This is a genomic window from Streptomyces sp. NBC_00358 (assembly GCF_036099295.1).
GTDB lineage: Bacteria > Actinomycetota > Actinomycetes > Streptomycetales > Streptomycetaceae > Streptomyces.
Window position 1 is genome coordinate 8180311 of sequence record NZ_CP107976.1, and the last position, 14641, is coordinate 8194951.

Consider the following 14641-nt stretch of genomic DNA (forward strand, 5'->3'; position numbering starts at 1 on the left):
CCCGGGGCGCCCGGTTGTACGGCGTCTCGGCCGCCGGGCGCCCCGGCGCCGGCGGCTCAGGCCGGTGCCGAGGCCAGCCTGAGGTCAAGTGCCGTGACCGCGCCGCGGAAGGCGCGGCCCAGGCCGCCCCGCCCCACGGTGAGAGCCGCCCGGAAGAAGGCCGTTCCGTCGGCCGCGAAGGTCCATTGCACGCGCGTGCCGCTGCCCGCGGGCAGCAGCCGCCACTCCTCGACCAGGGCGCGCAGACCCGGCGCGTTCGTGGCGTCGGCCCGGTACGTGTACACCTCGGGAGCCTCGGCGACCAGGACGGTCTCCTCGAAGCGTGTCCCGCCGCGGAGCCGCACCTCGCGCCCCGCGCCGTCCGCCGTGGGCGTGGCGCGCGTGACCGCGGAGAACCACTCGCTCCACCCGGACACGTCCTCGGCGAGCGCGGAGAAGACCGCCTCGGGAGGCGCGGCCAGCTCACGAGCGAACACCAGGCGCAGCGGAGCGGTCTCGACGAAGTCGGGTCCCACCGGACGCAGACGACGTGCCATGTGCGAACCCCCCTTGCCGGAACCGGGTCCCGGCTTCCGTGTGAGCGCGGAACGCCCCGGCCTGTCCGCGGCCGGTTCACGCGACCGACCCGCCCGGCCGGCTGCCGGAACCGGGCCCCCTCGACCGCGAGCGACGGTACGGGCGCACCCGCACCACGGACGGCGCCGACGGCGTGACCGGCGGCGCGGGCAGCGTCACCCTAGCTGGCGGACCCTCAGATGTCTGTATCGTCCTCGGGTTCACCGGCCACGACCAGGCGCCGCAGGTGCTCCGCGATCTCCGCGCGGGCCTCGGCGGGCATCCCGCCGTCGGTCACCAGCGTGTCGACCTGCTCCAGCGCGGCGAACGAACTGAGGCCCACCGTGCCCCACTTGGTGTGGTCCGCGATCACGATGACGCGTCGAGCGGACTGCACGAGCCGCCGGTTGGTCTCCGCCTCCGCGAGGTTGGGCGTCGACAGCCCCGCCTCGGCCGATATGCCGTGCACACCGAGGAAGAGGACGTCGAAGTGCAGTGCGGCGATGGCCTGATCGGCCACCGGCCCGACGAGGGAGTCGGACGGCGTGCGCACCCCGCCGGTGAGCACGACGGTCGCGGCGCCCTGACGCTGACCGGAGGTGCGCTGCGCCGAGTGGAACACATCAGCCACGCGTACCGAGTTGGTGACCACGGTCAGGTCCGGGACGTCCACGAGTTGATGGGCCAGCGCGTACGTCGTCGTGCCGCCGGAGAGGGCGATCGCCGAGCCCGGCGCGACCAACTCGGCGGCGGCCCGCGCGATGTCCTCCTTGGCGGTGAGCTCCAGACCCGACTTGGCCTCGAAACCCGGTTCGTGCGTGCTCGCCTCGACCACCGGCACCGCGCCGCCGTGCACCTTCTCGACGACACCCTGACGGGCCAGCGCGTCGAGGTCACGGCGGACCGTCATGTCGGAGACGCCGAGTCTTCGCGTCAGCTCGTTCACGCGGACGCCGCCGCGGCGGCGCACCTCGTCGAGGATCAGAGCGCGACGCTGCTCCGCGAGGAGGTTCTGATTCTCACTCACGACCGCTCCGGTCCTTTCGTCGCTGACTGCCCGACACTCCGCCCGAACCCGCTCCCACGTGGACATTCTCCTTGTCCGAGGTCTGGAGGACGACCCATCCTCGCACGGGACACCGGCAGTCGCGCCACTGCCCGTACGCCCACGGCGTCCCTTCCGCGCCGCCACGTTCACACGTATCGGGGAGATTCCGTGCGTTCAGGTGTGCGCGCGCCCCGCAGCGCGAGACGCTTGTGCCTGCACATGACACAGGAGACACACGCGGCACGGGGGAAGTGCGGACAGTGGAACGTGCGCGGGAACACGCCGTCGACGGGGAGCCCGGCAGCCCCGCACAGCGGCCCGAACCGGCCGGGATCACCCTGGAACTCCTGGTGCACGGGGTCGGCGGCACCACGCCGGAGGAGATGCTGAACGATCCGCGGACGGTCCGGATCACCGGCGACACGACGGCTGCCGTCTTCCGGCGCGCCGACGACACCGACGCCGAGGAGCACCCCGGCGACCACCGGGACGGGCCGGTGCGCGAGGCCTACGTATGGTGCAACCTCACCTCCGGCAACGGCGCCCGCGCCCTGTGGCTCCTGCTGCTGCCCTTCATGGTGGTCAACCTCGCGCACTGGATGCGTCCCGCCACGCACGGCCGAGGGCGGGCGGTGCGCCTCTACGGACTGCTCGTCCGCCTCGCCGGGCTCACCCTCACCGTGCTGCTGGTCGCCGCCGCCTGCGAGGTCGCCCTGGACCTGGCCGCCTGGCAGTGCGCCGGCACGCGCGCGTGCGTACGCAACCACTCCTGGCTCGGATTCCTCTCCCCGGACCGGCCGGACGCCGGCTGGTGGAGCCAGCCGGGCCGCCGCCTCGCCCTGGCCGCCCTGGTGCCCGCGGCGCTCACCACCCTCCTGTGGTACCTGTCGCACCGCACCTGGAGCGCCTACGAGTCGCAGCGGCCGATGGCCCGAGCCGCCGAACACGACGAGGAGAGCGACGGCACCGGACTCGGCCGCCCCGGCTTCTGGTACGGGCGCCGGCTGGTCGCCCGGCTGCGTGCCGCGCACACCGCCGCGGGCTTCCTGACCGTCGCGGCGGCCGTGGGCTCCTCGGCCGCCCGCCACGACCGTGCGCCGGGCGGACCCGCCGTCCTGGACACCCTGGGCTGGCTCCTGAACGCAACGTGTGTGGCGGGCGGGGCCGTTGTGCTGTGGGTGGTCTGCCGTCGCGGACGCAGCGAGAACCGGATCGACCGAGGACGCGACCGGACGCTGGTACGCGGACTGCCACTGGGCTCGATCGCCCTGCTCGCCCTCACCCTGGTGTACGCCGGCTGGTCACGGCCCCACTGGCACGCGACGGGGCGCCTGCCCGGCGACCTCACGTTCGGCGGCCTCACCCTCGTTCAGGGCCTGCTCGTGATCGCGCTCGGTGCGGTCGCCCGTGCCCTGTACCGCACGGACCCCCGGGTCAAGGGCTCCGGCCCGGCGGCGGGCGCCCCCCTGGACACCCGTACCGCGATGCGCGGGTTCGCGGGGCCCGCCGTCGCCATGCTCGCCTGCGCGCTCGGCGGTGTGATGTCCGGAGGCGTGTCCCAGCGGGTCGCCGACTGGCTCGACGGCACCCGCCACTCGATCCCCGGCCCGCCCGTCCTGCTGACCTGGCAGGCCTCCGCGATCCCACCGCTGCTCGTCGTACTGCTCGCTCTCATCGGCGGGCTCGCCCGGGGCACCTGGCGGCTGCGCCGCGGCGAGTCGCTCGCCGTCGAGCGCGACTACCCGCACGAGGCCAGGGACTCAGCCCGCACCCGCCGGATCGCGGGCACGCGCGCGATGGCCTCGCTCACCGACCGGGCGCCGCTGATGGTCGGTGTCGTCGCTTCCGTCACCCTGCTGCTCGGGGCCGGCACCCTGGCCGGGGCCCTCGCCACCGGGGACGCCCCGAGCGAGGCCGCGCGCGGGGCCGACGGCTTCGTCCACGGCGCGGCCGAGACCGCCCAGGCACTCGGCTCCTGGCTGATCGGCCTCGGCTTCATCGTGTTCGTCACCTGGGGCCGACGCGCCTACAAGGACCCGGCCGCCCGCCGCACCATCGGCATCCTCTGGGACGTCGGCACCTTCTGGCCGCGCGCCGCCCATCCCTTCGCGCCGCCCTGCTACGCCGAGCGCGCCGTGCCCGACCTCACCTGGCGCATGGCCACCTGGACCCGCGCGACCGGCGGACGCCTCGTGCTCTCCGGACATTCCCAGGGCAGCGTGCTGGCCGCCGCGGCCGCCTGGCAGCTCAAGCCTTCGGTACGCAAGAAGGTCGCACTGCTCACCTACGGCTCACCTCTGGAGCGCCTGTACGGACGCTGGTTCCCGGCCCACTTCGGCCCCGCCGCCCTGGCTTCGCTGCACCGGGAGGTCGCCTGCTGGCGCAATCTCTACCGTCGCACCGACCCCATCGGCGGACCCGTCCGGCTGCCCGGCGACTGCGGCCCCGAGGTCGACCACGAGCCCTTGAAGGACCCGCTCGCCTACGGGCGCACCGAGCGGCAACCGCTGCCCGCGCCGGTGCTCGGCCACTCCGACTACCAGGCGGACCCGGTCTTCGCCGAGGAGCGGGAGCTGCTGCTGGCCCGGCTGCTGCCCGAGGTACCGGGCCAGCGTCCCGGCGGGGACGCTCAGGGCAGTTCCGGCAGGTCCTCCGAGTAGAGCAGGGTCAGGTCGTCCGTGGTCGGCTCCTCCAGCTTGGCGACCCGGCCCGCGTGCCGCTCCACCATCGCCTCGAACGTCTGCCGGGCAGTGCGGCCGTTGCCGAACGCGGGCCCCTTCGGAATCGCCGTGAAGTACTTCAGGAGCGCCACGGCCGCGCCCGGACCGAGCCGGTACTCGTGCTCCTCGGCCTGCTGCTCCACGATCCGCAGCAGTTCGCCGGGGAGGTAGTCGTTGAAGGTGATGGTCCGTGAGAAACGGGACGCCACACCGGGGTTGACCGACAGGAACCGCTCCATCTCGGCGGTGTACCCCGCGACGATCACCACCACCGACTCCCGGTGGTCCTCCATCAGCTTCACCAGCGTGTCGATGGCCTCGCGGCCGAAGTCGCGGCCCGAGTCCTCCGGCGACAGCGCGTACGCTTCGTCGATGAACAGCACGCCACCGCGCGCCCGGTCGAACGCCTCCTGGGTGCGGATCGCGGTCGACCCGATGTGCTCGCCGACCAGGTCCACCCGGGACACCTCGACCAGATGCCCCTTCTCCAGCACACCCAGCGAGGCCAGGATCTCGCCGTAGAGCCGGGCGACGGTCGTCTTGCCGGTACCGGGGGAGCCGGTGAAGACGAGATGGCGCCTGGCGGACGCCGCCTTGAGGCCCGCCTGCTGCCGGCGCCGGCCCACCTCGATCATGTCGGTGAGGGCGCGCACCTCGCGCTTGACGTTGTCCAGGCCCACCAGAGTGTCGAGTTCACCGAGGACGATCTTCGATCCGCGGGCCGGCTCCGCGGGCTCCACGGCGGTGACGAGCGGTTCCCGCGCGGTGCTGCGCTGGCCGGGGATGGCCCCCAGCAGACTCGCGGACGAGGCCGCCGTCTCGACGGCCGACTCGTGCGCCGGGATGCGCAGTCCGGTGCTCTCGTCGCTCGCGCAGTCCTCCACGACGGGACCTCCGCCGGATGCCGAGCCGCCGTCGGCGAACTCGTAACCTCCGCGCGCGCACCGCTCCGTACGGCATTTGCGCAGGGTCGCACGGCAGCCGTCGATCACATGGAAGCCGTAGCCCCCGCTGTCCGCCACCCGGCAGTTCAGGAAGCTGCCGCGGCCGTCCGCCGACACGTAGAAGCCCGCCTCGGCGGGAGAGGTGACCGTGCAGCGCTCGATGGTCGGATCGGCGCCCTTGGTGACGATCACGCCGGTCTGTGTGCCGTCCACGACACAGCCGGACAGAGTGCCGCCGCTGCCGTGGTCGCGGAACCAGGCACCTGTCGCGGCGTCCCGGATACGGCAGTCGTCGAGCTGCGCGGTGGCACCGTCGCTCACCGACACCGCCGTGTTGCGCACCTGCGAGATGTCGCAGTCGACCACGTCCGCGCGCGAACCCCGGTCGAGGACGAACAGCGCGTCCGGCACGTCGTGCACCCGGCACGAGTCCAGCACCGCGGTCGCGCCGTCGCTCACCCACACCGCGGGGTAGTCGCCCGTGCTGTCGAAGATCTCGCACTGGTTGGCGTCCACGCGGGTGCCCGGGTCCCAGACCGAGAGGCCGTTGCGCCCGAACTGCCGCACGGTCGTACGGGTCAGCGTGAGCACCGAGCGCGAGCGCAGATCGACCGCGTTCTCCGGGATGTCGTGGATGCGGCAGTCGGCGAGGGTGAGTACCGCGTCCGTGTCGAGGGTGACACCGTCCGCGGTCGTGCGGTGCACGTCGCAGTCGGTGAGATGGGCGGTGGCCCGGCCGGTGATCTGCACCCCGGAACCCTTGACCTCGTACACCTCGCAACCCACCGCCTCCAGCGAGGAGTTCTCGCCGGTGGCCGACAGACCCGCGCCGGAAGTGTGGTGCACCCGGCAGCGCTCAAGACGCGGATGCGCGCCCCCACGGACCGCGACGCCCGACTGGCCGGCCGCGACGACCTCGCACTCCTCGAACACCCCGCCGCCGCCGTCCAGTACGGCGATGCCGACGCCCGCCGGATTGTCGACGGTGCAACGGCGCACGGTCGGGCGGGCGCCACCGCGCACCTCGATCCCGGCGGAAGAGCGTGTGACGACGCGTATGTCCAGCAGTTCCGGCGTGCCCTCCTCGACGAGAAGCGCGGGCGAGGCCGAGTCCTGGCCCTCCACATGCAGGTCCTGGACCACGGCGGAGGCGCGCACGGTCAACGCCACGCCGTCGACGGGTGCGATGCGCACGGAGCCGGGGGAGCCCTCGGGGCCGCGCAGTGTCACCGCGCGCTCCACCACGAGGTTCTCCCGGTAGGTGCCGGGAGCGATGGTCAGCACGTCTCCGTCGGCCGCGGCCTCCAGGGCGGCGGCCAGCGATGCGTACTCACCCGTGCGGCGCCGCCACCGCGAGGTTCCGGTGTGCGTCACCTGGACCGTGCCCTGTGCCATGGCGCTGTTGTGCCCCCACCTCGTCGTACGCGGGTCCTGCGAGGCCGTGCTGATGCCCCGTCGGCCGGGAGCCCGGCCCTGCCGGACAGCCTCTCACGACGGTGCCGAACAGTTCGGCCGGTCCACCGTAGCGTGCGCGGGGACGCCCGGTTGACCGGAGCGGGAAGCCGTCAGCTGCCGGTGCCTGCCTTGCCCCAGTCGGGACCCGCCCTGTCCCACGCCCGGTCCCAACGGGCGTGACGCCGACGGACCATGTGCCACACGATGAACCGCCTGCCGGCCTCCAGGAGACCGGCCGACAGCACGGCCGCGCCGAATCCGGCCAGAACGGCGTGGGTCGTCGCGGTGGCACTGTCCAGCGGGCGGCCCACTATTCGGCCGTGCGCATCGGTCCAGAGGGTGAAACGGTCGCCCGGGTGGGGGGACTTGAGAGCGGCGATCGCCGCTCCGCGCTGCTGGGTGCCGTCCGGCGCCGTCCAGACGGCCAGGACGCGGCTGCGGGCGTCCCGCGCCGACGACGTCTCGGGGTCGGGCGACAACGGGCCCCGGGACAGTGTCCTGACAACGACGGCCGCCACCTGGTGCCGGTCCTTGCGCTGGGCCCGTACGGCCTGCTGCAGCGTGCCCTCGACCGAGGCTCCCACCGCCGCTCCCGCGAGGGGCGCGCCGACAAGGACGAGCAGAAGGGCGGCCAGGGCCAGCCAGGCCTCCACGAGATCCGTCGTACGGCGCAGCGGATTGTGCCGCCAGCGCCAAAGACCGATGATCGCGCGCACCGTCCCGCACCCCCCTTCCGCGTACGTGATAACCCCCGGCGGAGCCGTTCACGCGTGAGGCCGGGGAAGAGAGAGCGACGTCACCCTCCCCCAGGGCCCTTCACGAACGTCCCACGCCGATTCAACGCTCGCGCACCGCGCCGGGGTTCCCGTGTCCGGCCCATGGCGGAATGTGGTCCCGCGGTCAGGCGAGCACCGTGACCGGGTCGCCGACCCGCACCGACCCGCGGGACTCGGGCACCAGGTTCTGGCCGAACATCAGCTTGCCGGCGAAGCGACGGTGGCGGGCGAGCGTGCGCAGGGGCTCCTTGCCGCGACGGGCCGTGCTCTGGTCGGTCGTGGTGACGACGCACCGGCCGCACATCTTGGTGACCCGGAAGGTGACTTCGCCGATGGAGATCCGCGACCAGCCGTCCTCGGCCCAGGCCTCCGTGCCGGAGACCACGACATTCGGCCGGAAACGGTTCATCGGCAGAGGGCCCTCCTCGGCGTGGTCACCCCGCGCGATCAAGGAGTTCAGCGCGTCCAGCGATCCGAGCGTGGTGACCAGCAGCGGATAGCCGTCGGCGAAGCTGACCGTCTCGCCCGGCAGTGCGAAGTCCGGCTCGACGGGCCGGCGGGAGGCGGGATCGTCCATGTGGGCCAAGCGCACGTCGGTGCCCAGATAGCCGCTGCACCAGTCGTGGGCGGCCGGGCCGGCGAGTACCGCTTCCACCTTGTCGCCGAAGATCTCCACGGTCGTCGTACCGACCGGGTCGGGCACGGGGACACTCAGCGGCTCGCGGCCCTCGGCGGACAGACGCAGGCCGCCGCCGGAGAGTGTCTCGGCGGCGGCCAGTGCCAGAAGCGGTTGCTCGCGCTGTGTGACGACCTTTCCCCCGTCGTCGATCAGGACCCAGCGTCGGTCTCCGGCCAGCCCCCAGGGCTCCACCTCGGACTTCCGGAGTGACTGGCCCCGGAACGCCTTGACCGGATGGACGTGAATCGAGTGCAGTACCGCGTTCCCCATGACCGCCATGGTGCCAGGAAGCACCGACAATCCGGTTCGGGGGTGTCAGTACCCCCGGTACTGCTGATTGTTGTACGGGTCCTGGTAGGGAGCCGGGGCGGGGCGGGGAGCCGCGGGACGCATCGCCTCGTAGCCCGTGCCTGCCGCCATCGGGCGGGGCTGCTGCTGAGGACTGGGATAGCCCCTGGGCGCGGCCTGCTGCGGGATGTACGGCGAGGGGGCCTGCTGCAGCGGGGAGGGCTGCTGGGCCTGCTGGTAGCCGTACGAGGAGGGGCCGGCCGGCAGCGCGGGGAGCGCGGACGGCAGTGCCGGGAGGTTGTTGCTGCCCGAGTCGTAGGCGGAAGGGACCCGGATCGGGGCGATCTGAGGGGTACCCCGCTCAGCGACGAGGGAGTCGTAGATCGGGGTGTCCTGGAAGGCGGAGTAGTAACCGCCGCCATAGGTGGAGCGGGGGGAGGTCATGGCACATAAGTTAAGCCCACGATGTGCTGGTTGGGGAGACCGATAAGAGGGTTGTTTTCCGTGTCGGCGGTGACGTGGGATCCCCAATGCGAGCGAACTCGGCAAAAAAGGACGTCAAAGATGGTTGAGATCGTGTAAAGGCCGAGCTTCGGATGGGTTACCCGCGGTTGACCAGGATCTTCCGGCTGAGCCATGGGAGTCCGCGGACCTGGGGATTAGGTTTGGCGGGAACGGAGCCGGCGGTCCGTTCGGGGCTCGTACCGGCGCGGAGACACGCGATGGGGGCGTACATGTCAATGCCTAAGGGATCGAATGTTCCTGTCCCGACGACCGCACTCCGGGTGGAATTGGGATGGCGTTCAGGACCGGGAGTGCCCGACGTCGATGCCTCCGCCCTTCTGCTGGTGGCCGGAAAGGTTCGCTCGGACGGGGACTTCGTCTTCTACAACCAGCCGGCCCACTCCTCTGGGGCCGTGCGCCACGAGGGGAAGCGGAACGACGGCGGCCAGGTGACCGACACCCTGCTCGTCGACCTCACGCGCGCGGAACCCGTCGTCGAGACCGTGGTGCTGGCCGCCTCGGCGGACGGCGGTTCCTTCGGGCGCGTTCCCGGCCTGTACATCCGGGTGCTCGACGCCGGGAACGGCACGGAGGTCGCCCGCTTCGACAGCGCCGACGCGACCGTGGAGACCGCCTTCGTGCTGGGAGAGTTCTACCGACGTCAGGGCGCCTGGAAGTTCCGTGCCGTCGGACAGGGGTACGGAAGCGGCCTGGAGGGGCTGGCCACCGACTACGGGATCACCGTGGACGAGCCGCAGCACGCCGCGCCCCCGACTGCGTCCCCGGTGGCGCCCGCTGTCCCCGCGAGCGCCACCCTCGTACAGGGGCCGCCACCCGTTGCTCCGCCCGTCACGACGCAGCCGTCGGTCGCCCCGCCCGTGACCATGCCGCCGCCGATGGCCCCGCCCATGCCCCCGCCGCCGGTGCCCTCTCCGGCGCCGGTCCGCCTGTCCAAGGTGACCCTCACCAAGGAGGCGCCCTCCGTCTCGCTCACCAAACAGGGCGGCACATCGGGCGCCCTGCGCGTGAACCTCAACTGGGAGGTGCGCAAGCAGTTCTCGGGATGGGGCAGCAAACGCGGCCGGGCCGTGGCCATGCACGCCGACCTCGACCTCGACCTGTGCGCCCTGTACGAACTGTCCGACGGCCGCAAGGGAGTCGTCCAGGCGCTCGGCAACGCCTTCGGGGCGCTGCACCAGCCGCCGTACATACATCTCGACGGCGACGACCGTACCGGGGCCGTGACCAGCGGGGAGAACCTCTCCATCAACCTCGATCACAAGCAGAGCTTCCGGCGCATCCTCATCTTCGTGACCATCTACGAAGGCGCGCGTTCCTTCGCCGACCTGCACGCCTCGGTCACCCTCCAGCCGCTGAACGGCGCACCGATCGACTTCTCGCTCGACGAGTGCACAGTGCCCTCCACGGTCTGCGCGCTCGCCCTGATCACCGGCGACGGCGCCGACCTGGTCGTCCAGCGCGAGGCCCGGTACCTGATCCCCACGCGCGGCGTGAGTCCGCAGCGCACCGTGGACCACGCCTACGGCTGGGGCATGAACTGGACTCCCGGCAGGAAGTGACCTCCCGGCCGCCCCTCGGCTCTGCCGGGTCAGTTCTCGTCGAGGGCGGCGTCGGGGCGCGCGTAGGTGCGGCCCTTCCAGGCCGCGCCGCGCCCTCTGTAGTGCTGCACCGCGGAGTCGACCGTCATGAGGAGATAGAGGAAAGCGGTGACCGGCAGCAGGGGAGCGAGCGACAGGGGCTGCCGGTAGTAGCGGAGCATCGGCACATAGGTGGCCGTCATCACGAGCCAGGCGAGCCCCCCGGCCGCCGCCGCCCACCCGTTCCCCGCGGCCAGGCCCGCCAGAAGGGCGAGGGGCGGCACCAGATACACCAGGGTGAGCCCTGCGACCGTGCCGGCGAGCAGCGACGGGCTGTGCCGAAGCTGTGCGTACGCGCTGCGCGAGACCATGCGCCACAGATCGCGCAGCCGCGGATACGGACGCACACTGTCGACCCGCTCGGCCAGTCCCAGCCAGACATGGCCGCCGCTCCGCTTGACGGCACGGGCGAGCGCCACGTCGTCGATCACGGCATGCCGGATCGCCTCAGGGATCCGCGCCCGCCCGGCCGCGTCCGCGCGCAGCAGGACACAGCCCCCCGCCGCGGCCGCCGTCCGCGAGCCCCGCACGGCGATCCACCGGAAGGGATAGAGCTGAGCGAAGAAGTAGACGAACGCCGGCACGACGAGCCGCTCCCACAGGCTCTCCACCCGCAGTCGCGCCATCAGCGAGACAAGGTCGAAACCGCCCGTGCGCGCCGCCGCCACCAGCAGGCGCAGACTGTCCGGCGCGTGCGCGATGTCCGCGTCGGTCAGCAGCAGGTATTCGGGCTCCCGCGCGCGGGCGAGGCCGATGCCGTGGCGCACGGCCCACAGCTTGCCGGTCCAGCCCGCCGGAGGTTCCCCCGGTGAGTCGACCGTGAGCGGCAGTCCGCCGTGCCGTCGCGCCAGTTCGCGGGCCAGCTCTCCCGTACCGTCCGAACTGCCGTCGTCGACGAGGAAGATCTCGGCCCGCCCCGGATAGTCCTGGGCGAGGAGCGAGGGCAGGCTCTCGGGCAGGACGGCGGCCTCGTCCCGGGCAGGCACCACCACACAGACGGAAGGCCAGTCCGACGGCTCACGGCGGGCGGGCAACCGTACGTCCGTGCGCCAGAAGAAGCCCTGGCCGAGCAGCAGCCACAGCCATGCGGCCAGTGATCCGACGGCGATCCACACGAGGGCGCTCACCTGCCGCAGTCTGCCCCACCACGGTCGTACGTATAGACGGATCGTCTATGGTGACCGGGTGAAGATCGCGCTCATGGACTCCGGAATCGGACTGCTCGCTGCTGCCGCCGCGGTACGTCGACTGCGGCCCGACGCCGATCTCGTCCTCTCCTCCGACCCCGGCAGCATGCCCTGGGGACCCCGCACACCGGAAGACGTCACAGCGCGTGCCCTCGCCGTCGCCGAGGCCGCAGCGCTGCACCGGCCCGCGGCCCTGATCGTCGCCTGCAACACCGCCTCCGTACGTGCCCTGCCCGCCCTGCGCGCCCGCCTGGAGCCGGAGGTGCCCGTCATCGGCACGGTCCCGGCGATCAAGCCGGCCGCCGCGGGCGGCGGACCCGTCGCGATCTGGGCCACGCCCGCCACCACGGGCAGCCCGTACCAGCGGGGACTGATCGAGGAGTTCGCGGGCGGGGTCGAGGTCACCGAGGTGGCCTGTCCCGGACTCGCGGACGCCGTGGAGCACGCCGACCAGGCCGCCATCGACGCGGCGATCGCCGCGGCCGCCGCGCGCACTCCCGAGGATGTAAGGGCCGTCGTCCTGGGCTGCACCCATTACGAACTGGTCGCCGAGCGCATCCGCGCGGCCGTGCAGCGCCCGGGCCGCCCGCCGCTCGTCCTGCACGGTTCCGCCGGGGCGGTCGCCGCCCAGGCGCTGCGCCGTATCGGCGAACTCCCGGATCCCGGGGCCGCCGCCGATTCCACGGTCACGGTGCTGCTGAGCGGGCGCGAGGGCGTACTGCCGGCGACAGCGCTCACCTACGACGAGGGCCGCCTTCTGTCGGCGGTCAGCCCCGCACGCTGAGCGACGCGGGCCCTCACCCTCGGGGAGGTGCGCCCGCCTGATGTCATCCGGTCCTGAGCCCTGGGCGACCGTGCGGACACCCGCCCCTGTGGGCACGGCCGGTGACCGTTCGGACGCCCGTGGTGGGACGCTCGTCCACCCGGCGGAGTGACGCTTCGCGACCCGGTGCCCGCGCAGCGGAACCTGAGTAGTCTCATGGCATGAGGGACCACCCCCACGGCGAAACCTCCGCGCACCCGGAACTCTGGACCGGACACGCGCGGAATCGTGTTCAGTGGCTGCCCGCCATAGGTGGCGTGGCCTGTCTGGCGCTCGGGATCGAGCTGGCCGTCAGTTCCGGCTGGACGTCGGGAACGGCGCCGCTGGTCATGTCCGTCGTCGGATGCATCGCGGCCGGACTGCTCATCCTCTTCGGCACCCTCGCGTTCGTCCATGTCGCCGTGCGGGTGGACGAGTACTGCCTGGAGGTGCGCTGCGGCCACATAGGGGTGCCGCGCCGCCGTATCCCGCTCTCGACGGTCGTCGGTGCCGACTTCGAGCCCCAGGTCACTCCGCGTCAGTGGGGCGGCTGGGGGTATCGCTGGCGGCCCGAGCAGGGAACGGCCGTCATCGTCCGGCGCGGCGAGGGCATGGTGCTGCGGCTGGGCGACGGTCATACGTTCACGATCACCGTGGACAACGCCGAGGCGGCCGTACGGATCATCCGCGGCCGTCTGCGCCCGAACACGCCGGATCCGGTGCACTGACGTCCGGCGAGGGCGTCGATCACGGCTCCCGTGTCCCGCCGGGGCGGGCGTCGGTCACGGCTCCCGGCGGCTGCCGGAACGCCGGACCGGGGTCCGGGGGTCATCCGGTTCCCCCGCGGTGAGGGGGCGTGCGGTCGCGAGCCCGGCGAGCAGACCCGCGCCCGCGGTCACCGTCATGAAGCTCAGGGCGTTGCCGATCGACGCGATGGCGGCCACAGCCGTCAGGGCCGAGCCCGCCGTCAGCGCGATCGGCGTGGAGCGCGGCGAGCGCGACAGCGCGTACAGGACCCAGCAGAAGGCCGCAGCGAGCAGAGCGACGCCGGTCAGGCCCTGCTCGGCGGCCTGTTGCAGGGGCGCGGAGTGCGGTTTGCCGTCCGGGAGCAGCGACTGCGCGACCGTCGAACTCAGCTCTCCGTACCGTCCGGGCCCGACCCCCAGCTCAAGATGCGCGCGGGCCATGCGCAGCGCGTCGTGCCAGAGCAGGACCCGGTGCTCGGTGAGCCTGCCCTCCAGGGACGCGGTCAGTCCGCCCGGCAGCGCGTGCTCGCCGATCGCCCAGGTGGTCCCGGTCACCAGCGCCGCGGCGGCGGCGAGCCCCGTCAGGCCGAGGGCACGGCGCCGCACACGCGTCGCGGCGAGCGAACACAGTAGTACCCCGGTGCAGGTGACGAACGCGGTGGTGGATCCGAGGAGGGCCGCCGTCCCCGCGATCCCGGCGGCCAGCAGTCGCAGCGCGAGCCGCACGGCGGGCGGGCGCGCGGCCCAGGCGGCGCAGCACGCGGCGCCGCAGGAAAGGGTCAGCAGGGCGGCCGTGGCACCGGTGTGGCCGAGCTGCAGGCTGATCTGGGGGCCGGGCGTGGCGATCGCGAGGCCGAGTCCCGCCACCGCTCCGGCACAGGGGGCGGCCACCGGCAGGAGCGCTCCCAGGATCCGCCCCGAGGCGTAGCCCGCCGCCACGGCGAGCACCGCCAGCAGCATGCCCTCGGGCCGACCGTCGTGTGCGGCCGCCGTGATCAGTGACCAGGCGGCGCAGGCCGCGAGTACGACCATGCCGACGGCATCCGCGACGCTGCGTCTTTCGCCCGTGGCCGCCGCATCGGCCGTGGAGGCCATCCCCGTGGAACCCACCCCGTCGCCCCCCGACTCCGCCGGACCCCGGGCGCCGTCACCGCATCAGGCCGCACGTCAGAGGCTCGGGCACACGGTAACGGGTGGTGCGCCGGTTTGGGGACGGTTGTGCAGGAACGTTGCTGCACAACGGCGCGAAGGGACCTCCCGAGGGGTGTCCCGCCCCTCG

At 72.8% G+C, this 14641-nt stretch carries 12 protein-coding genes; 4 read left to right on the forward strand and 8 right to left on the reverse strand.

Going from position 1 to position 14641, the window contains the following annotated elements:
- Positions 1-56: 56 nt before the first annotated feature.
- The gene (locus OHT01_RS35025) at positions 57-536 is read right to left on the reverse strand and encodes an SRPBCC family protein (protein ID WP_328557120.1); all 480 of its coding nucleotides are present in this window, start codon (positions 534-536) and stop codon (positions 57-59) included.
- 215 nt (positions 537-751) lie between these two features.
- The gene (locus OHT01_RS35030; protein WP_328557121.1) at positions 752-1582 is read right to left on the reverse strand and encodes a DeoR/GlpR family DNA-binding transcription regulator; all 831 of its coding nucleotides are present in this window, start codon (positions 1580-1582) and stop codon (positions 752-754) included.
- 281 nt (positions 1583-1863) lie between these two features.
- Between OHT01_RS35030 and OHT01_RS35035 the strand changes: the two genes are divergently transcribed.
- Positions 1864-4263, forward strand: a complete 2400-nt coding sequence (locus OHT01_RS35035; protein ID WP_328557122.1) for a hypothetical protein — start codon at positions 1864-1866, stop codon at positions 4261-4263.
- Here the strand turns inward: OHT01_RS35035 and OHT01_RS35040 are convergent.
- The 4 genes from OHT01_RS35040 to OHT01_RS35055 form a co-directional block, all read right to left on the reverse strand.
- Positions 4233-6662, reverse strand: a complete 2430-nt coding sequence (locus OHT01_RS35040; protein ID WP_328557123.1) for a right-handed parallel beta-helix repeat-containing protein — start codon at positions 6660-6662, stop codon at positions 4233-4235. The genes OHT01_RS35035 and OHT01_RS35040 overlap by 31 nt on opposite strands.
- A gap of 170 nt (positions 6663-6832) precedes the next feature.
- Positions 6833-7438: an Rv1733c family protein gene (locus OHT01_RS35045; protein ID WP_328557124.1), complete on the reverse strand. Its 606-nt coding sequence runs from the start codon at positions 7436-7438 to the stop codon at positions 6833-6835.
- A gap of 184 nt (positions 7439-7622) precedes the next feature.
- On the reverse strand, positions 7623-8447 hold the full coding sequence (locus OHT01_RS35050) for an MOSC domain-containing protein (protein WP_328557125.1): 825 nt from the start codon (positions 8445-8447) through the stop codon (positions 7623-7625).
- 45 nt (positions 8448-8492) lie between these two features.
- Complete coding sequence (locus OHT01_RS35055) at positions 8493-8909, reverse strand: DUF6643 family protein (RefSeq protein ID WP_328557126.1); 417 nt, start codon at positions 8907-8909, stop codon at positions 8493-8495.
- A 278-nt stretch (positions 8910-9187) separates the two neighbouring features.
- Here OHT01_RS35055 and OHT01_RS35060 point away from each other — a divergent pair, with 278 nt between their 5' ends.
- The gene (locus tag OHT01_RS35060) at positions 9188-10549 is read left to right on the forward strand and encodes a TerD family protein (RefSeq protein WP_328557127.1); all 1362 of its coding nucleotides are present in this window, start codon (positions 9188-9190) and stop codon (positions 10547-10549) included.
- Between the two features lie 29 nt (positions 10550-10578).
- Here the strand turns inward: OHT01_RS35060 and OHT01_RS35065 are convergent, their stop codons facing one another.
- Positions 10579-11754: a glycosyltransferase gene (locus tag OHT01_RS35065; protein ID WP_328557128.1), complete on the reverse strand. Its 1176-nt coding sequence runs from the start codon at positions 11752-11754 to the stop codon at positions 10579-10581.
- A 58-nt stretch (positions 11755-11812) separates the two neighbouring features.
- Here OHT01_RS35065 and OHT01_RS35070 point away from each other — a divergent pair, with 58 nt between their 5' ends.
- Positions 11813-12598: a glutamate racemase gene (locus OHT01_RS35070; RefSeq protein WP_328557129.1), complete on the forward strand. Its 786-nt coding sequence runs from the start codon at positions 11813-11815 to the stop codon at positions 12596-12598.
- Between the two features lie 200 nt (positions 12599-12798).
- The gene (locus OHT01_RS35075) at positions 12799-13344 is read left to right on the forward strand and encodes a hypothetical protein (RefSeq protein WP_328557130.1); all 546 of its coding nucleotides are present in this window, start codon (positions 12799-12801) and stop codon (positions 13342-13344) included.
- Between the two features lie 54 nt (positions 13345-13398).
- Here OHT01_RS35075 and OHT01_RS35080 read toward each other — a convergent pair whose 3' ends face one another.
- Positions 13399-14457, reverse strand: a complete 1059-nt coding sequence (locus OHT01_RS35080; RefSeq protein ID WP_443043484.1) for an O-antigen ligase family protein — start codon at positions 14455-14457, stop codon at positions 13399-13401.
- Positions 14458-14641 lie beyond the last annotated feature (184 nt).